The following is a 20004-nucleotide window of genomic DNA, read 5'->3' as shown; positions in this document are numbered from 1 at the left end:
TGGCTACCGATGTATTGTTGAACACGGAATGTACAGCAAAGATCAACACGCCCTAGTTTTTACAGCTTGTATGGGGGGGAAGCAAGATACGGAAATGAATGGAAAACCCGTAAAGATTTTAAAAAAATATTTAGTGGAATTAGGTGTTCAGGAGGAGTGTTTACATTCGAGGTTTTATTTGTCAGGAGAATAAAACCCCGCATTGGCGGGGTTTTTAGTTAAAGATTCAGTGCTCTATTTGTTCCAAGCATCGTGGATGCGCTTGATCGTTTCTTCCTGATTTGACTTGATAAAGAAGAAACCGTTGTCATCATGGCCGTAGCCAAACTGTGCATTTTTATTGTGATCACCAACACCGATAGTCAGTTCACCAAAGTCGCGGTAAGTAAAGTAGCGACGAGTTACAACACAGTTACAGTCGTCGTTGTCTTCAACTAGACCTAGGTATGGGTTGATCAACGTTTTATCGTAATCATCAAAATTCTCACCAACAAGCCAATTATCTGACCAGCTTTCACCTGGTTCGGTGATTGGTGTTGCTGTGTACGTGCCCTCTGCAAGATTTTCAGCATTCTTACCTGTCATTGAGTAAGTAAACTTATCAAGTAAAGGGTAAAGGTCGTTATATCTACCGTCATCATCAACAAGCAGGTACTCATCAAGAGTTACTCCCACTGTCATGTCGTTTTGGCTTGGGTAAGAGAACGAGTTGTAGTTAACACCATCTTCTACTTCCGTTGAGTCCATCCAAAACAGCTCTTTGTGACCAGTAGACTCTTCAATTAGCATCACAACCTGATAATCACCATTTTTGGTGATGTTTTGGTAGAGCATTGCTGCTGTATCTGTACCTGCATCACCAGGCAAATCGATTGTGCCGTTGTTATTTAATGTGACTGAGAAACAGTCGTCATCTTTGAGTAGATTCTCACGACCAAGATCCCAGTAGTTATGCTGCATGTAGTCTAGCGTGCTTAACCAGTCTTGACGGCTAAGTGTTGAGTAATCAGAAGAGTCATCTGTCGCAAAGCATAATTCATTCTGACCATTGTTAGTGCGTAGGGAGGCGAATGCTACCTCTGCATCACCGTAGTCAAAGCTAGCCATTTGCCATACACCACCTTTATCGAAGTGTGCCTGTGTAAAGCCTAGTTCTGGTTGTGGCGGCTCTACTGGGGTGCCTTCTAACACTTCTGGTAAGGTAAATGTCACGTAGGTTGGCGCACCATCGTCATCAACGCCACCGACATTGAAAGTTTGTCCTGCTGGGTATGACTTACTTGGTGTGCCGGAAATAGTAACGATTGAACTTGTGTCTTCCGTTGGGGTAATGGTTAACCCATCAACAGTCAGAGCACCAGAGCGGTATTTAACGATGTCACCATCAGCATCGTTAAATAAGCCTGATAAATCGATAGTTTGGTTGAAGATTTCACCTTCTTGAAGCTGCCAGCCATTAATTACACTTTGTAGCCTTGTTTGTTCTTCTTCGACGACTTCTGGAGCTAGGTTTGCAGCTAGCTTCATGACTTTAAGATTCAGCGGGTATGACAATGCACCATGCACATCTTTTGCGAAGATTTGGTAATCGTAAGTGCCCGCCTTAGTAAGGTCGCCACTGATAATGCCTGTAGTGCTATCGATCACTAGCCCGTTTAGATCGTTAGCGAGCTCTTTGAGTTCGAAAGCTAATTCATCGTTATCTGCGTCTTGGAAGTAAGTAGATGTATCGAGTTCTACCCATACGCCTGATGGTTCAAGAGTAATGCTCTCTAGTACGCCATTCTTGTTGTCTACGGGACGAGAGTTAGGAGTTACAGTGATTGGGTTACTATCGGTAGGAACATCAACAATTGGGGAGAAATCATCAATCTCTTGTAAAGGATCGACAATGATAGCTTGAGCTTCTACTGCAACAGCTTCAGTCAGTTCTAGTTGCTGTTCGATAGTTAATTCTGAGTTATCAACTAGCGTTTCACCGATAGCGTTTAGCGCTTGTGCTTGTTCAGAATCATCAGCAATGTAGTCACCAAAGATCAACTCTTGAGAGGCTGTTAGCCCAGAACTTGTTACCGATTCAACAACCTTTTCTTCTGCTTGTTCTTGAGTTAATTCACTATCAGCTGCTTTGGCTACTTCAAGTTGTTCAACAACCATGTTTGTCATTGGGTTGATGATGGTTGAACCCGCAGTTGTAGCCAGTTCGAAGTTGTCCGTCACTAGACCGCGCGTTTTATCAATGGTTTTATTTTTAATTGCTTTGATAAAGACAACGCTGTCTTTGTGTTCGCTTGGCAGAGTGAATTGACCATTTTCATCTGTCTCGACACCGAGTTTTTTATCAGTGGCATCAAGTTCGAAGTTGCCATCTGTATCAACCCATACTTCTGCATGCTTTAGGTAGCCATCGATAGCCGTAATGACTACACCACCTGGAGTAGCACCAGAGTTATCACCATCTGAACCACCACAGCCTGTTAGAGCGAAAGCCACTGACGCTGCTAGTAAACTAACTTTTTTCATTTCATATCCTTTGTAGAGAGCTCTAGCCAAGCCCTATTTGTTTCATTTTTTGATACTTGCATTTGTTGGGTGAATGTTTTACTGGGTGTTGATTGCTTTTTCAACATACGTAAAAGCGGGAAAAAACCGTAAAATTTATTTGATGTTTATTTACTAGTTCGCTCTTCAAATCGATTTGCAATTTCAATAGCATGCTGCCCCGAATTGGTTTGGTGGATGTAAAATGAAAAAATGGATCGGTTTGAGCCTATTGCCGCTTTCGGTTTTAGCTAAAGAAACACAAGATAGTGGTAAGTATGGTTACTCGTATTTGACAGTTGGGTTAGAGAATGTCACGTATCAAGAGCACTTTAGTGGCTTAAAGTCGGATGTGACGGTGACCAATCCGATACTGAATACTGGCGGTCTGTATTACGTGAATGATGACTTCGATTTTTCGATTGATGCGCTGGCCTCTTTTTCTCCACAAAGCTCGAAAGAAGAGTGGGTCAATAATGGCGCATCTATTCAAAATAACCAGATGGAGTACCTGAAGACGGCAACCAACATTCAACTGCATTACAAGTTGCAAGATAACTGGCGTGTGATTGGTGGTCCGTCACTGACATATCAAACCTTTACTCGTTATGGTGTGAAAAACTATAGCGCAAACGGTAACAAATATTTCTACGGTACATGGGAAGAAACCTCGACCGATATTTTTATGGATGTTGGTCTTGCGTACGATGATGGTAGTTTGTATTTGAGCGATAAGTGGCATGTGAGTGGTAAAGCGACATTCGGCTTACCTGTTTGGAGTGTCACGTCAAATACACAGTTTGAAGGCGTTGATTTTTATGATTTTGGTTATCGAGCTGCTCTAGAAGGGACGGTGAGCTACGAACTGAGGGCGGGGTTACACCTTGGGTGGTATGCAGTGCTTGGCTATGAGAAGCGCTTTCAGTCGGATACAGAAACCGTGACGACCACGTATTGTAAAACCATGATTGATGGTGTGTGTACGGAATACGTAACTGAACAAAAAAACGCGACGCTGCCTGAAGCCGACACGTTCACTTTCAGTACTGGCTTACAGGCATTGTGGAGCTTTTAAGCGTCAGGGTCTAGATACCTAACGTTGAGCTTCATCTCTTCAACCTTATGGCGCCACTCTTTTTTAGGGCGAAGTATTATGCTAAATACTTCGCCATGTTTGAATTCATCAAACTCTAAGAAATCGACGTCGAAGAAAGAGTACTGAAGGTGGCCTAATGGACGCTCTGCACACTTGATTGGCTCGAAGTTTTCGCCGATGGTTTGGCCAATGATGTCGCCGTATACCCCTTGCCCGCCAACTGAGTAGTGATCAAACTTACTGAGTAAATCTTCGCAAATAATCGTGGTGTTGTAGGATTGGACATTGAGGTCGCCGTCCATTCGATCTGGCAAAGCTGGGTCACTGAGTTGGTAGTTACCAATATGCATGCCATACCAGCCTAGGTAGTAGTGACCATCGTTAGCTAAATACATATAGTTGAGTGGTGTTAGCTGCAGAGCTTCTAATCCTGTCACAGTGTTTATGCGTTGTTCTATTTGCGCTTTCGAGGCCACCGTGTAAGTTTCATACTCATTGCCCATTTTAACTTGAGTGACATAAGCGGTAGTGAAGGTTGGGTGATTTGGGTAAGTCTCCAAAATTTTCCAGCGCATGTCGGCGTCAAACATTGACTGATTGCTAGAGACAACCAAGGTATTGCCATCAACATGATACCCTCCAACTTTACGCAAATCGTGCTCACTAGGGCAGGTGGTTAAGTTGCTTGAAGAAGCAAAGAACACTTCGTCATTAATGAACTTAAACGCTTCGCAGTAGACCTTTTCATAGTTGTACGTCTTACCTGCAAATTGGTGATTGGTCTCTAGTCGATACCAAGTGTCGCCAATCAACGGGTGTAAGCCATCTTCCTCTAAACCTGAAGACATGGAAGGGAGTGAAAAGCTGGTGGTAACCCAAGCATTCTCTTCCGAGCCGTGATAATCATCTTTGGCGCGAGCAATCAACTGAGTAGGCGCTTGACCCATTTTCGGGGTGCCTTGGACGCTGGTTCTTCCTCCGAGGTTTGAAATAGAAAACTTTGGATGATTGACGGCAACTTGTATTGTCAGCAAGTCATCATCAGGATCTTCAAATAGGCCTGTAACATCAATAGAGTAGTTAATCGGAGAGTTTTCCGTAAAGGACCATTGATTGATTTCGTGCTGAATACTTTGCTGGACCGCTGGGTTTACTTGCGGTTTTTGGTTGTGGCCAGTACGGTCTTTGTCGTCAGCGACAATTAAGGTTTCGGTATCACTGTAAAACTTATCAGCAGATCTTTCCGATAAATTCGTTGGGCTTTCGAAAGAAGAAGTCGAGAGTCCCTCCCCTGATAGGGGTTGCTCGACTTTGCTTTTTATCAATGCCTCTGACGATGTTCGACTTTGCGCTGGCTCGGCACTCACAACGGCCTGTTCGGCTTTAGCAACCGCGAGTCTAACTGATGGTAATGAGCTATCACCGATTAAAAGGGAGGCATTCACTTCTTCAGAAGCAAGCCAAGGTGGCAGAAGAACTAATGCTCCACAGCCAGATGCGAACAAGAAACAAAGGCGCTTTTTCATTTTAAACCAGTTTACTTTGCAACCAACAACGAGAGAACTTGAGATCTTTTTCAATCAAACTTGCACTGCACTCAAGCAGTTCACTGATCTCACGGTTTCGCATTCCCATAAGGTATTTTAGTTTTAGTGCCTTAGATTGACGTGGGTAGTGGGCGCTGAAATTATCGAGCGCTTTATCCATCATCATAAACTGCTCAAACTTATCCCCTTCATTGTCTCTCAAAATGGTCATTTGTTGACGCTTTTGTGCTTGAAGGTGACGAGCGTTATCAATCAGTATTTGGCGCATCACTTTCGCCGCCATTAAGAAAAAGTCTTTCTTATTCTCGATTGAATGCAAATCTGAAGATGAGATCTTGAGGTATGCATCATGGATTAAGGCGGTGGTGCTATTCATGCTGTCACTGAGTACTTGGTTGTCTGTACCGTACTTTTGAGCACTGCGTGAGCGCTCTTGTTGCGCTATTTGCCTCAACTGTAAGTAAGCGAACTGATACAAATCGGCTTCAGCACTTTTGTCGCCGGATTGCCACTGTTGGATGATCTGTGTGATGTTTGGGGTTGCAGTTGCCATTAGCTGTTAGACCTCACTTTAGTAAACTCAGAAACAGATAGGGTGCTGATATTATGAGATTTATCTGGATTTAGCGAAATTTTTTGTTTGAATCTGTAGAGTATGCCTTGGTCCCAGTCTTTACCTGCTGGTAGATATTCCCACGCTGTGAAATGTTGTTGAGGTACGGAATCATACCAACGAACAGCAACGTTCATTTGAGCAAGAGAGGCCGTTGGTTCTGCATTGGTCAGCCACCACATATCCCCAAACTTCTCGGTCACATCTTGAGTGTATTTCTGGTGGTTTGTCGGGCAGGTTTCGCCATCGTTGTTGCCTAACATAATACGTTTATCTTTAATCAATAAGCATTCAGTAATTATGTCGGTTTGCTGATACTGAGTGTGTTGCCAGATACCCTCATAGGGGATGTGGTTCCCGCGCTCATTGGTGTAAGTAAACCAGATCATTTCTGCTTTATTCGGGTGGCGAATATATTCTTTTTGGCCCAAGCCTTGGGTCTTCTCCATCAAGAGTTCGGTCTCGGTATCGAAATCCAAAGCGACGGTACGATATTTCCAGTCGCCCTCATCGTTGTAGTCTTCAATAGAAAAACCACTTAGATCGTGGCGAGTACACCCCTTCTGGGCACAACTGGTGAATCCGGTCCAACCATCACCGACGGAAAGAGGCTCACGGATGATTTCTTGAGGTGTGTGGTAAGGACGTAGGTTACAACCTTTAAAGTAATCGCCTGTTCCTGGATACTGAATAAGTTCTGTATCTGTAATCGTATAGCTCAGCTCACCAATTGGTCCTTCGTATTTCGGATTCGCATGATGGGCTAGATCGTAGAAACACGCTCTTCCTGCATAATCTTTCTTCGCGATGATGATATTGTGAAGTACTTTGTCTCTGGGAGAGAAGATGATCTCTTCAGAGGCAAAGTTATTCTTAATGTACTCTTGGCTTTGATTGAGGTGCTTTGCGGCCTCTTTGACTGAAACCAGATCAATACCGAGTTCTTGACCATCTAAGTAGCTCAAATCTAACTTCTTAAGTTTCTTTTGAAATTCAACATCAGATAACACCTTACTGGCCAAGATGATCTCATCACGATGCTCTGGTGTGTCATCTAGTGACAGCAGCAATCGAGTCATGTTGATGCTACGGCTTGGGCGTGTCGAAGATAAGGTTGGAGTGATGACTTCTTGTCCTGACAATGTAGTCAGTAGGTATCCGGAATTATCGGTACCTATGAAAAAGCTCACGATGTCACCTGAGTTGTATTGGAATGCTCCTTTATCTGTGGTGCCAGAGAGGTTTGAACTAGTCTCGTAATAGAGGCCAGAGACCGGAGAATCAATAAAGTATCCAGTCAAAGGTTTACTGTCAGTAGCGTGAGTATTAAGGCTGGTCGCGTATATTGCGATAAAGGACAAAAGGTTTATTTTCATAATCAGTTATTGGATGACTTTTCTTTGTTTTTATTGGTCACAGACTTTTCAGGTGAAGGCGTCAGCATCGCCAGCAGCATTTTTTGTTTTACATCTTTGGGTAAGTCAGGGTTCGATAATATCCGGCGTCGTGTGAGTTCTAGCATTGTGCCGACTGACATTTTCGCTGCATCGCTGCCTTTAGCGTGAAATAGAAGGCTCGTTACCTCGTACATCATCTCCTCAGCAACCTGTTTCTCTTTCTGGAGTTGCAGGTTTTTATTGAAAATGGCCGTTGAGAACGTGGTACCTGACAGCAATAAAAGAATGGTTAGGGCACTTTGTACTGGACGACGTTTCAACAGCTTAATAAGCGTATGGACGGGGTGTTTCTCTCTCAATGATATCGGGCGACATTCTAGTATTCGCACGATATCTTGGCGTAACTCACCGACACTGGCGTAGCGTCGGTATGGTTCATGATGTGTGGCTTTTTCTACGATCAGGTCGATATCAAAATTGGGTGAAGAGTCGAAGATCAGTGCCAGAATCTTGCCCAATGAATAGATATCGCTTTGCTGAGTAAGAAATTGCCCCGCAGCCTGTTCTGGACTGGCGAAGGCTTTACTGTAAGCCGTGAACAGAGACACGTCGGTATTTTGATCGGATACGGGTTGCTTAACCTTTTGAGTGAGGTTGAAATCCAAAATCTTAGGAGAGCCAAGAGGATCAATTAAGATATTTTCAGGTTTGAGATCGGCGTGTAACACCTGTTTTTGGTGGGCATGTTCAATCGCCGAACAAATCTCTTTAAATAAACTAAGCTTCTGTTTTTCACTGAAAGAACGATTCTGTAAGTACAGAGAAAGTGTTTGCCCTTCAACCCGTTCCATCACAATGTAGACCGACTCTTGGTAGACTCCACCGTCAAACACTTTAGCGATACATGGATGATTTAGGTGTGCGAGTAATTGTGCTTCTTGAAACAGAGCATGTTCACCGAGGATATGTGAGAGAGCGGGCTGAATGAATTTCACAGCCAAATCTTGCTCAAAGGTTCTATCCGCTCGACTGGCTGAATAGACAATTCCCATACCACCACGACCGAGCTCATGAGATATATAATATTTGTCGACTAAGGTGCCGGTGAGGTTGAGTTCGCTGTCTGTTGCTTGTTGTGCGTAAAAGCCGAGCAGCGATGTGATCTGCTCTGAAGGTGTTTCATTAATCAAGGGAAGAACTTGTTGGTATAAGTCGGCTTGTTCTTTCTTTAATCGCTTTAGATAAAGATTTTTTTCTTCATCGGAGAGATCCATGAGGTGATAAAAAACCTCAGTGGAGCCACTGCTTGTATTTTGCACAACTGATCTTTTTATGTTTTTTATTGTTCGGGCATTCTATAAGAATTTTAGATGCTTTTTCGATATTTTTATCAGCTACATATAAAAAAATGAGCTAACGAGTCGCATTTCTGAGAGATGATGTGAAAAAATTTGTTATGTGATCTTCTCCCAAAGTTTGATTCTTCATTTTCTCTCAAATATCGACTGAAAATAGTTGGTTAAAGATCTGCTTTATTAGTGTGGAGTATGAAAATTGCTCTCTAACTGTATTTGTTTCGTATTGCTGTTTACTCACATCAATGAGGTTAAAAAGATATGAAATTGAATAAGTGGTTAGAGGGTATATCCCCTCAATTCGAAGCGGGTGGTAAGTACGAAAAGCTTTACCCTGTGTATGAGGCTTTCGCGACCATATTTTATACGCCTGGCAACGTAAACCAAGGCTTGACCCATGTTCGAGATAGCATCGATCTCAAACGAATCATGATTCTGGTGTGGTTGGCGACCTTTCCAGCAATGTTCTGGGGAATGTACAACGTAGGTCATCAATCCGTGTTGGGTTTGACAGCTACCTATTCTGGCGCTGAACTTGCCTCCATCATCGACAGCAGCTGGCGGTTATCGTGGGCGTTTGGTGATGCGCCATCATTGATGGTAAGTGGTTGGGGAAGCCAGATGTTTCTCGGTGCTCTCTATTTCCTACCCGTTTATGCCACGGTATTTGTGGTCGGGGGCTTCTGGGAAGTTTTATTTGCCGTTGTACGAAAACACGAGGTGAATGAAGGCTTTTTTGTAAGCTCGGTATTGTTTGCACTTATTCTTCCGCCAACCATCCCGCTGTGGCAAGCCGCTTTGGGTATCACCTTTGGTATTGTCGTTGCTAAGGAGTTGTTCGGTGGTACAGGACGCAATTTCCTTAACCCAGCACTGGCTGGTCGGGCCTTCCTTTACTTCGCCTATCCCGCCAATATGTCAGGTGGCTTGGTATGGGTTGCTGCTGACGGCTATTCAGGCGCGACTCCGCTAAGCCAATGGTATGAAGGTGGCAGTACGTCACTCATCAATAACATGACTGGCGAGGCGATCACTTGGATGGATGCCTTTGTCGGTAACATTCCAGGCTCGATGGGTGAGGTTTCTTCACTGCTTATCATGCTGACGGGGCTGATTTTGATTGCCATGAAGATAGCTTCTTGGCGAATTGTCTCTGGTGTGATTATTGGTCTTGTTGCCACATCTAGCTTGATGAACTGGATAGGATCAGAGACTAACTCAATGTTCTCGATGCCGTTCTACTGGCACTTTGTGTTGGGTGGTGTCGCGTTTGGTACCTTCTTCATGGCGACAGACCCAGTTTCTGCCGCGTTTACTAATCAGAGCAAATGGGCTTACGGGATTCTTATTGGTGTGATGACGGTTGGTATTCGAGTGCTCAACCCTGCTTATCCAGAGGGAATCATGTTGGCCATCCTGTTCGCTAACCTGTTTGCTCCGCTGTTCGACTTTGTAGTGAAAGAGCAGAACATCAAACGCAGACAGAAACGCACAGCACGATAAGAAATAAAACCCCAAAGAAAAAGGCTTGCAGATGTGCAAGCCTTTCAATTTTTATCGCGATTGATTTGAGGTTGATTTAACTCCACTTCAAATCAATCTCGAAAGGTTGTGTGCTACCACAGCGTTCACCACACATTTCGTCGTAGGCGCTGTTATGAACCAGCATTGCTGATGCTACACCTTGGTCGCTAAAGTGGTCGCGTGCTTGGTTAACGCTCAAAAACTTCATTGGGTGCTGGTGGTTGTCTTTGATTAACTGCTTTTGCTCGCCAATGATTTGGTAAGCTAAGTAGATCCCGCCTTCAAATGATTCAATTAGTAGATTCATCACAAACTCCATTGCTGTACTAGATAGGTCAGTATCTGTATTACGTGGAGTTGGGGAGTAAGGTTCAAGAGTGGGCATAAAAAAAGCAGGCACAAGGCCTGCTTTTTAAGAGTTATCAACAAATGGCGTTGATTATCTCATCGTTACGAACTCTTCGCTGCCGGTTGGGTGAATTGCCACAACAGAGTCGAAATCTGCTTTGGTTGCGCCCATCTTCATTGCAACGCCGAAGCCTTGAATCATTTCATCAACAGTGAAACCGATGCCGTGTAGGCCAACGACTGTCTCTTCTTCGCCAGCACATACTAGCTTCATCTTACAAGGTTGACGGTGCTTGGTGACTGCTGTGTACATCGCAGTGAAGCCCGATGTGTAAACCTTGATGTTGTCTTTGCCGTACTTCTCTTCAGCTTCTTGAGTCGTTAGACCAATTGTGCCGATAGGTGGGTGGCTGAATACAACAGTAGGAACTAGGTTGTAGTCCATCTTCGCGTTGGTTTGACCGTTGAATAGACGCTCAGAAAGCTGACGACCTGCTTTAACCGCTACAGGAGTTAGCTCGATACCGCCTTCCATGATGTCACCAACACAGTAGATGCCAGGAACGTTAGTCGCTTGGAATTCGTCTACCTTGATGTAGCCACGGTCGTTAGTTGCAACACCCGTTGATGCTAGGTTGATAGCGTCAGTCGCTGGGTGGCGGCCGATAGCCCAAATTAGGTGGTCAACGTTTTGAGTGTTGCCGTTCTCAAGGTGCAGAGTCAGCGTGCCATCTGCTTCTTTCACTACTTCTTTAGGAACAGAGTGCGTGTGAAGTGTTGGACCTTCCGCTTCCATTACTTCAACCAGTGTCTCAACGATCATTGGGTCGAAGCTACGAAGTGGAGACTCTTTACGACAGAACAGGTGTGTTTCTGTGCCAAGTGCACTTAGTACGCCTGCGATTTCTACTGCGATGTAGCCCGCGCCGATAACAGCAACACGTTTAGGCTGCTCCATCAGGTCGAAGAAACCGTTTGAGTCGATACCGTGCTCTGCGCCAGGGATGTTTGGAATGGTTGGACGACCACCTACTGCGATCAGGATGTGATCAGCGGTGTAGTGTTCACCGTTAACTTCAACAGTCTTTTCGTCAACAAACTTAGCAAAGCCTTTGATTACGTTTATTTTGTTGTTACCAAGAACACGATCGTAAGATTGGTGGATACGACCAATGTACGCTTGACGGTTTTCAACCAGTTTGCCCCAGTTGAAGCCTTTTACGTCAACATCGAAGCCGTAGTCTTTTGAATATAGGTTGATTGCTTCAGCAACTTGAGCACCGTGCCACATAACCTTTTTAGGAACACAACCAACGTTTACACAAGTACCACCAAGGTCTTGAGCTTCGATAAGTGCAACTTTTGCACCGTGCATTGCTGCGCGGTTAGCTGATGCGATGCCGCCTGAACCGCCGCCGATACAGATGTAATCAAAATGAGTCGCCATTACTTTCTCCATTTATTGAAGGTTGTGGGTACAGTGAGCTCACTGAACACCTACGTCCTATAGATTCTTAAATTGTCTAATTATTATATTGAGGGTAGATTGGTTGAACTCAATCTCCCTGTTTAAAATTTATTCGTGTATGTCACAGTCTATTGAAGATTCTTCAAACTATGCCATTGAGTTTGAGATTACTCGGGTACGATCCACTCTACTTTGAAGTGACCGGTTGCCGGTGCAATTGCTTCCTTCAAGAATGGAAGAATCTCGTTCATTTGGCTCTCTAGCTTCCAAGGCGGGTTGATAACAATCATGCCTGATGCTGTCATGCCGCGCTCGTTAGTGTCTGGTGATACGCCAAGTTCGATTTGTAGAATCTTGTTGATGCCTAAGCCTTCAAGGCCTTCGATCATATCTTCGATGTCACAACGGTTTACTACCGGGTACCAAATTGCGTAGATACCGGTTGCCCAGCGCTTATGGCTTTGTGCAATCGCAGTCACCACATCGCGGTACTCTCTTGCTAGCTCATAAGGCGGATCGATAAGTACCAAACCACGACGCTCTTTTGGTGGCAGGCTGCCTTTTAAGCGTTGGAAACCATCTTCTTTGTAGATAGATACCTGACGATCGCGGTGGAACTCTTGCTCAAGCAGCGGGTGATCGGCTGGGTGAAGCTCGGTCAGAACCATACGGTCTTGGTCGCGCAGATGGGCACGTGCAACACGTGGTGAGCCTGGGTAGTAGCGCAGCTTGTCGCCGTTGTTTAGCGTTGAGATAGACTCAAGGTAGCTTTGAATGTCTTCAGGAAGATTTTGCTGATCCCAAACGCGAGCGATACCTTGTTTGTATTCACCGGTTTTTTCTGACCATTCATGCGTTAAGTCGTAACGACCTACACCAGAGTGAGTGTCATGATAAACAAAAGGCTTATCCTTCTGTTTCAAAGAATTAAGAATAAGGCTCTGTACGATATGCTTTACTACGTCGGCGTGGTTACCTGCGTGGAAGCTGTGGCGATAACTTAACAAATTAAACTCTCGTAACACTCTCGATTTAGAGTGTGGTTAGTGTAGGTGGGGTTAATCAGACCATTATAACCCTCAATGGACCATAAATTCTCGAACAATTCAGGAACAGTCGTTCGCAATATGTGGTTAGTTATTGGTTCTACTATTGAAATTTGCCTTATTGGGCACTATTTAATAACTATTCGCAGGTGATTTTTTTAGGGCGAACCTGAGCCTGATGACTGTAAGACGACCTCATTACAAAAAAGACGAAAGTCTCTAAAGCCAAAGGAATGTTTATATGTCTAATCCGCTATTAACCTTCACGGACTTACCTCCGTTTTCACAAATCAAACCTGAGCACGTTAAGCCAGCGGTTGAGCAAGTGATTGAAGCGTGTCGCAACAAGATAGAACAAGTACTTGAAGGTAATACTTCACCAAGCTGGGACAACCTAGTTGCTCCGATTGAAGAAGTGGATGATCGTTTAGGCCGTATTTGGTCACCAGTAAGCCACATGAACTCGGTTGTGAACAGCGACGAACTGCGTGAAGCGTATGAGAGTTGCCTACCAGTATTGTCTGAGTACGGTACTTGGGTTGGTCAACACAAAGGCTTGTTTGAGGCATACAAAGCGATCAAGGCGAGCGAAGCATTCTCGGCTTTAAACCGAGCTCAACAAAAAACCATTACAGACGCACTGCGTGACTTTGAACTGTCAGGCATTGGCTTACCAGCAGACGAGCAGCATCGCTACGGCGAGATCAGCAAGCGCCAGTCTGAGCTGGGTTCTCAATTTTCAAACAACGTACTTGATGCAACCATGGGTTGGAGCAAGCAGATCACTGATGTTGCTGAACTGGCGGGTATGCCTGAATCAGCACTGGCGGCAGCTCAAGCGGCGGCCGAGTCTAAAGAGCAGGAAGGCTACCTACTGACTCTGGATATCCCATCATACCTACCTGTGATGACTTACTGTGATAATCAAGAACTGCGTAAAGAGTTGTACGAAGCGTACGTAACACGCGCTTCGGACCGTGGACCAAATGCTGGTAAATGGGACAACACAGAGATCATCACCGAGCAGCTTAAACTGCGTCACGAGATCGCTCGCATGCTGGGTTTCAGCACTTACAGCGAAAAATCACTGTCGACTAAAATGGCTGAAACGCCAGATCAGGTTCTTGGCTTCCTGAACGACCTAGCAGTAAAAGCAAAACCACAAGGTGAGCGCGAAGTTGAAGAGCTGCGTCAGTTTGCGGAAAAAGAGTTTGGTGTTTCTGAACTAAACCTGTGGGATATCGCTTACTACAGCGAAAAACAGAAGCAGAACCTGTTTGAGATCTCTGATGAAGAGCTTCGCCCATACTTCCCTGAATCGAACGTGGTTTCAGGCCTGTTCGAGGTATTAAACCGAGTGTTTGGTATGTCGGTAACAGAGCGTGAAGGCGTCGACACATGGCATGAGTCAGTGCGTTTCTTTGATATCTTTGATGCGACAGGTGCACTGCGCGGTAGCTTCTACCTAGACCTATACGCGCGTGAACACAAACGTGGCGGTGCTTGGATGGATGACTGTCGTGGTCGTCGCATTACTGAATCTGGTGAGCTACAAACACCCGTCGCTTACCTAACGTGTAACTTCAACAAGCCAGTTGGTGATAAGCCAGCACTGTTTACTCATGATGAAGTCGTGACTCTGTTCCACGAGTTTGGCCACGGTATCCATCACATGCTAACGCAAGTTGAAGCGGGAGCAGTTGCGGGTATTAATGGTGTGCCTTGGGATGCCGTTGAGCTACCAAGTCAGTTCCTAGAAAACTGGTGTTGGGAAGAAGAAGCGCTGTCGTTCATCTCAGGTCACTTCGAAACGGGTGAAGCATTACCAAAAGAGATGCTAGAGAAGATGCTAGCGGCGAAGAACTTCCAATCTGCGATGTTTATCCTGCGCCAACTAGAGCTTGGTTTGTTCGACTTTACGTTGCACACAGAGTACGACCCAGAAGTGGGTGCTCGCGTACTAGAAACACTAGCAGACGTGAAATCTAAGGTGTCGGTACTGCCAAACCTTGATTGGAACCGTTTCTCTCATAGCTTTGGTCACATCTTTGCTGGTGGTTACAGTGCGGGTTACTACAGCTACCTATGGGCAGAAGTGCTTTCAGCCGATGCGTTCTCAGCGTTTGAAGAAGAGGGTATTTTCAATACTGAAACTGGTAATCGCTTCCTGAACAACATCCTTGAAATGGGTGGCAGTGAAGAGCCGATGGAGTTGTTCAAACGCTTCCGTGGTCGTGAGCCACAAATCGATGCGATGCTGCGTCATGCGGGTATCAGCGCTTAATTTTGTGCTGGTCAGAATGTAAAAAGAGCCTCCTTGTGAGGCTCTTTTTGTATCTATTTATCAAACAATTATGGGTTCACGTTGCGATTGATAGGGTTCTGCAATGAAATCAGTGTCTCTGTCGACTGCACTTCATCAATCGCCTGCAGCTTATCTATCAGTACGAACTGCAGCTCTTCAATCGATTTACACATCAACTTAACGAAAATGTTGTAAGCACCTGTGGTGTAGTACGCCTCAACCACTTCATCTAAGGCATTCAGCTTGGCGATCGCCGAGTGGTAATCTTTGGCTGCATTGAGGTTGATACCAATAAAGCAACACACGTCGTAACCTAGCTTTTTCGTGTTTACCACAACCTCGGTACGCTCAATAATGTCGGCCGATCTCATTTTCTCGATTCGAACGTGAATGGTCGCAGGACTAACGTCGAACTGCTTTGCCATCTCGGCATAAGGCGTACGAGCATCTTCCATTAAGGTTTTCAGAATGGCACGGTCTAGGTCATCGAGACGAGCGGTGGTTGTGGACATGCTTAACCCTTAGATTTAATGAAAATATATTGGCTAGAGTACATATCATAGCCAAGGGTGATAATATTAGCAGCAACGATGATGTTAGGGTGAATTCAGTGCGATTTTGGGTGTTATTTATTGCGATGTGTTGGAGCGTATTTGCTTCGGCTCAGACAAAAGATGTATTGGTGATCCACTCCTACCATCAAGGTTTTTTCTGGACGGATGATTTTCATAAAGGATTATCAGACGAGCTCGATCGCGATGGGCTGTCTTACCGTGTCGTTTATCTCGATAGCAAACGTACTCAAAACCCAGAATACCTAGAGCGTGTGTATCAGCTTTATCACACCAAGCTACAGCATGAAGAATTTGCAGCGATTGTCGTTAGTGATAACAATGCGCTCAACCTAATGAAGCGTCTTGCGCCTGATCTCAAGGGTACACCTGTCGTCTTTGGTGGCATCAACAATTTCTCCCCTGAAATGATCCAAGGTTTGAACGCAACGGGCATCACTGAAGATATCGACTTAGTGGGCAATATCGAGTTGGTTAAGCGTCTTCAGTCGACTGTAAAGAAGATCTACATTGTTACCGATCACTCGGTCACGGGTGAGGCGATTCGTTCTCAAATCGATCTGTTCATCAAAACCCACCCGGATTTTTCTGATCTCGTTGAGCACTATGTGCCGGATTCCTACCAAGAGTTAATGGAATTTTCTCAACGTGCTGACCTAGGCAAGAGCTTGCTATTTTGGGCCTATTACCGCGATGCGCAAGGCAGAGTGAGCAGTGATGAAGATTGGCGACAACTGAACATCAAAACTCAAATGCCACTGTATATGGTGCACGATCTAGGACTTGGCTTTGGTGCGATTGGCGGTTTAATTCAAAGTGGCGAAACGCAAGGACGAGACACCGGGCGCGTGCTATTGAATGTGTTGAATCACCCTAATGAGCCATTGCCGTTAGTGGTGGCTGGCGCACCGGAAATCAAACTCGATTATCAACAGATCTCTCGTTGGGATCTGGGCGCTGAAAATGAAGCCTCGGTGACATTCCTCAACAAGCCTAAGTCATTCTTAATGCGCTACCGAGACGAAATTCGCACCATCGGCTTAATGTTCCTAAGCATGTCGTGTGTTATCGCGGTGTTGGTGTATTACCTTAATCGCCTTAAGAAAAGTGAACGTGCCAGCCGACAAAGCCAGCTGTTACTGGAGTCAATATTCGACCAAAGCCTACAGTTCATGGGGATTCTTGATAAAGGCGGTGTACTGCTGTCGAGCAACAGTAAGCTGCATGAGCTTCTTTATAATCAAGGTTATAAATTGGGAACACCTCTCCAAGAATATTGGGAGGGTGCCGCTGGCGAAGTACTGAAGGAGTATTTTGCTGAAAGGGATGATTATCCAACCCTACGATTTGAGGCTGAGGTATGGTGCCGTGATCGTGGTGGAATGGTGCTAGATATCTCTTTAAAGCCGATGCCGAACAGTGAAGAGGACACCATTCAGTTCTTATTTGAAGCTCGTGATGTTACCTCGCGAAAGCTTGCTGAGAACAAGTTGTTCCAACGTGAAGCGAATCTCAAACTGTATTACGACAAGCAACCGGTGATGATGATTACACTGGATGTCAATAATCGCATTCAGCAAGTGAACCAGTTTGCTGAAGAGCTACTAGGTTATCCACTTGATCTGCTTTTGGGGCATCGCCCTAGAGAATTTTATGTGGATGAGAACGCGATGATTCCTCGTCATATCTTGTTGCAACCACAGCACAAAATTCGCGGCGTGTGGCGTCGTGATATCGAGTATCGTCATGCGGACGGTAGAACGATCTGGATTCGTGAAAATATTCGTCCATTGGTCGACTCGGGTCAGCTGTTGATTGTGGGAGAGGATATTACTGAAACCCGCGAACTTTCTGAAAAGTTAGAATACCAAGCGCGATATGACCTGCTTACAGACACTTTCAACCGCAACCACTTTGAGCAAGAGCTACAAAAGGCGCTGAAAGAGGTCGAGAGTCATATGAGAACTCATGCGATGTTGTTCTTAGATTTGGACCAATTGAAGGTACTGAACGATACAGCAGGGCATGAAGCGGGTGATGCCGCGATCTTATTTAGCGCTAATCTGATAGAAGATGTGCTTCCTTACAATGCTGTGTTAGCTCGGATGGGGGGAGATGAGTTTGCGGTATTAATCAAAGACTGTACTGAGCGAGATGCTGTCAATGTCTGTCACAGTATTATATCGATGATGAGTGAGAATCCATTCTTATGGGGTGATATTCACCTCAATCTTACTTGTTCTATCGGAATTCGATTGATTGACCATACTGCCGCTTCATCACAAATGGTGCATGCACAGGCGGATGCCGCTTGCCATGCCGCTAAAGAGGAAGGGCGAAATCGTTATCACCTTTATCATCTAGATGATGAAGATCTGCGCCGTCGCCATTTAGAAATGGAATGCGTTAACTTGGTACACGAAGCCTTAGCCAATGATCGCTTGGAGTTATTTGCCCAACGTATTCTTGGTCTAGAGGAAAATAGCAACAAAATGCACTTTGAGATACTGGTGCGGATCAAGAACGTCCAAGGTGAGTACATTTCACCGGGGATCTTCATGCCAGCCTCCGAGCGCTATAACATCGCGCATTTGATTGATCGCCAAGTCGTCAGTCAGACGTTGAATTGGTTGGAGCAACGCCCACATCTCGTTGATGATTTGGGGATGTGTTCGATAAACCTTTCTGGTCACTCGATGGGTAACCGAGAGTTTGTTGAATTCTTGATTGAAAGTTTGGCGAACTCATCAGTGCCTTGCCATAAGGTTTGTTTAGAGATCACTGAAACGGCCGCCATGAGTAATATGAAGCAGGCAATCAACTTCTTTACTCGAATTAAAGAGCTCGGCTGTTTGATTGCTCTGGATGATTTTGGTTCAGGCTTGTCGTCATTCGGATATCTGAAGGCATTACCCGTTGATATTGTGAAAATTGATGGCCTGTTTGTGCGTGATATTGATGTTAACGAGATGGATTATGTGATGGTTCGTTCTATCAATGACTTGGCCAAGCAAATGGGTAAGCACACGGTAGCTGAGTTTGTTGAAAACACTCAGATCATCGACAAGCTGATCGAACTTGGTGTTAACTACGCACAAGGCTACATTATTGGTCGACCTAAGCCGCTTGCGGAGCTCGTTGAAGAGTTACAACAAGAGCGAACGTTAGAGCATTTAGATTAAGCGAACCAAGCGACACTAATAACTTATAGCGCTACAAGCCTTCAGAGCTAATGGCTTTCAGAGTGAATAGTTTGCACCGCTAATATGTATTGTTGAGGCAATCAGGTAAACTGGTTGCCTCTTTTGTTTTAATACTACTGTCTGTTGGAGACGACCTTGCAACTACAACTGATTTGCGAAGATGCCACCCAAATCGATCATCTAAATGACTTAGCGACCCGTTGGAATTTATCTCATGATGAAAACAGCGATTTCGCTTTGGTATTGATTAGCGAGCGACTTGAGTTACGTAAAGTCGATGAACCTAAGCTTGGTGCTATCTTTGTTGATTTAGTCGGAGGCGCAGTCGGTCACCGACGTAAGTTTGGTGGTGGTAAAGGTCAGGCAATTGCTAAGGCAGCAGGTCTAAACAAAGGTGCGACACCGACTATCTTAGATGGCACCGCTGGTTTAGGGCGTGATGCGTTTGTGCTGGCTTCGTTGGGCTGTAAAGTTCAGATGGTAGAGCGACATCCAGTTGTGGCTGCATTATTGGATGATGGCCTGCAGAGAGCGCAAAAAGACCCAGACATCGGCGGTTGGGTGAGTGAACGTATGAAGTTGATTCACGCTTCAAGTCACGACGCGCTGGATAAACTTAGCAACGACCCTAACTTCGAACAGCCTGATGTGGTGTACCTCGACCCTATGTACCCACACCCAGAGAACAAGAAGAAGTCGGCTTTGGTTAAGAAAGAGATGCGTGTATTCCAATCTTTGGTTGGTGCCGATCTGGATGCTGATGGTTTATTTGAGCCTGCGATGAAGCTCGCATCAAAGCGCGTTGTGGTCAAAAGACCGGATTACGCTGCATGGTTAGACGAGCAAAAACCGAGCATGGCAATCGAAACTAAAAAGAACCGTTTTGATGTCTATGTGAAAGCATCAATGACTTAGCAGCACGCTAAGAAAGTTTCCCGTCATAAATACGATAAATTGCCATTTAACACTTGCGATAGTCGCGTTACGGA

At 45.1% G+C, this 20004-nt stretch carries 15 protein-coding genes; 6 read left to right on the top strand and 9 right to left on the bottom strand.

The features are described 5' to 3' along the window. The coding region (locus ED652_RS23895; protein ID WP_216821912.1) for a hypothetical protein at nt 1-193 on the top strand (193 nt) is incomplete at its 5' end. A gap of 41 nt (nt 194-234) precedes the next feature. Here ED652_RS23895 and ED652_RS15960 read toward each other — a convergent pair. After that, nucleotides 235-2523 carry a putative Ig domain-containing protein gene (locus ED652_RS15960; RefSeq protein WP_122055453.1) on the bottom strand — a complete coding sequence of 763 codons (2289 nt, stop codon included), beginning with the start codon at nt 2521-2523 and terminating at the stop codon, nt 235-237. A gap of 223 nt (nt 2524-2746) precedes the next feature. Here ED652_RS15960 and ED652_RS15955 point away from each other — a divergent pair, with 223 nt between their 5' ends. After that, the gene (locus ED652_RS15955; RefSeq protein ID WP_122055452.1) at nt 2747-3616 is read left to right on the top strand and encodes a hypothetical protein; all 870 of its coding nucleotides are present in this window, start codon (nt 2747-2749) and stop codon (nt 3614-3616) included. Here the strand turns inward: ED652_RS15955 and ED652_RS15950 are convergent. The 4 genes from ED652_RS15950 to ED652_RS15935 are packed head-to-tail and all read right to left on the bottom strand — an operon-like array spanning nt 3613 to nt 8468. Further along, nucleotides 3613-5163 (bottom strand): hypothetical protein, encoded by a 1551-nt coding sequence (locus ED652_RS15950; RefSeq protein ID WP_122055451.1) that lies wholly within the window; start codon nt 5161-5163, stop codon nt 3613-3615. The two genes, ED652_RS15955 and ED652_RS15950, sit on opposite strands and share 4 nt — an antisense overlap. Nucleotide 5164: 1 nt before the next feature. Further along, the gene (locus ED652_RS15945; protein ID WP_086711555.1) at nt 5165-5737 is read right to left on the bottom strand and encodes an ECF-type sigma factor; all 573 of its coding nucleotides are present in this window, start codon (nt 5735-5737) and stop codon (nt 5165-5167) included. Further along, the gene (locus ED652_RS15940; RefSeq protein WP_122055450.1) at nt 5737-7173 is read right to left on the bottom strand and encodes a chromosome partitioning protein ParA; all 1437 of its coding nucleotides are present in this window, start codon (nt 7171-7173) and stop codon (nt 5737-5739) included. Before ED652_RS15940 ends, ED652_RS15945 begins: the two co-directional genes overlap by 1 nt. Before the next feature lie 2 nt (nt 7174-7175). Further along, entirely contained in the window at nt 7176-8468 is a 1293-nt protein-coding gene (locus ED652_RS15935; RefSeq protein WP_162929951.1) for a serine/threonine-protein kinase, read from the bottom strand. 342 nt (nt 8469-8810) lie between these two features. Between ED652_RS15935 and ED652_RS15930 the strand changes: the two genes are divergently transcribed. Further along, nucleotides 8811-10052 (top strand): NADH:ubiquinone reductase (Na(+)-transporting) subunit B, encoded by a 1242-nt coding sequence (locus tag ED652_RS15930; protein WP_122055448.1) that lies wholly within the window; start codon nt 8811-8813, stop codon nt 10050-10052. Nucleotides 10053-10128: 76 nt separating this feature from the next. Here ED652_RS15930 and ED652_RS15925 read toward each other — a convergent pair whose 3' ends face one another. The 3 genes from ED652_RS15925 to ED652_RS15915 form a co-directional block, all read right to left on the bottom strand. Further along, entirely contained in the window at nt 10129-10380 is a 252-nt protein-coding gene (locus ED652_RS15925) for a DUF6482 family protein (RefSeq protein WP_122055447.1), read from the bottom strand. 132 nt (nt 10381-10512) lie between these two features. Beyond that, nucleotides 10513-11868 carry a glutathione-disulfide reductase gene (gorA, locus tag ED652_RS15920; RefSeq protein ID WP_122055446.1) on the bottom strand — a complete coding sequence of 452 codons (1356 nt, stop codon included), beginning with the start codon at nt 11866-11868 and terminating at the stop codon, nt 10513-10515. Between the two features lie 188 nt (nt 11869-12056). Further along, complete coding sequence (locus ED652_RS15915) at nt 12057-12896, bottom strand: 23S rRNA (adenine(2030)-N(6))-methyltransferase RlmJ (protein WP_122055445.1); 840 nt, start codon at nt 12894-12896, stop codon at nt 12057-12059. Between the two features lie 280 nt (nt 12897-13176). On the opposite strand from ED652_RS15915, the gene prlC reads away from it, so the two are divergent. Next, complete coding sequence (gene prlC / locus ED652_RS15910) at nt 13177-15219, top strand: oligopeptidase A (RefSeq protein WP_122055444.1); 2043 nt, start codon at nt 13177-13179, stop codon at nt 15217-15219. A gap of 68 nt (nt 15220-15287) precedes the next feature. Here the strand turns inward: prlC and asnC are convergent, their stop codons facing one another. Next, nucleotides 15288-15752 (bottom strand): transcriptional regulator AsnC, encoded by a 465-nt coding sequence (gene asnC, locus ED652_RS15905; RefSeq protein ID WP_008218581.1) that lies wholly within the window; start codon nt 15750-15752, stop codon nt 15288-15290. Nucleotides 15753-15877: 125 nt separating this feature from the next. Here asnC and ED652_RS15900 point away from each other — a divergent pair, with 125 nt between their 5' ends. Together ED652_RS15900 and ED652_RS15895 are read left to right on the top strand one after the other, a co-directional pair. Continuing rightward, nucleotides 15878-18994, top strand: a complete 3117-nt coding sequence (locus ED652_RS15900) for an EAL domain-containing protein (protein ID WP_367889463.1) — start codon at nt 15878-15880, stop codon at nt 18992-18994. A gap of 156 nt (nt 18995-19150) precedes the next feature. Further along, nucleotides 19151-19930: a class I SAM-dependent methyltransferase gene (locus ED652_RS15895; RefSeq protein ID WP_122055442.1), complete on the top strand. Its 780-nt coding sequence runs from the start codon at nt 19151-19153 to the stop codon at nt 19928-19930. Nucleotides 19931-20004 lie beyond the last annotated feature (74 nt).

Source organism: Vibrio sp. Evd11 (genome assembly GCF_900382755.1).
GTDB classification, from domain to species: Bacteria; Pseudomonadota; Gammaproteobacteria; order Enterobacterales; family Vibrionaceae; genus Vibrio; species Vibrio lentus.
The sequence above is the reverse complement of the archived record's forward strand: the minus strand, read 5'-3'. Positions and strand labels throughout refer to the sequence as shown.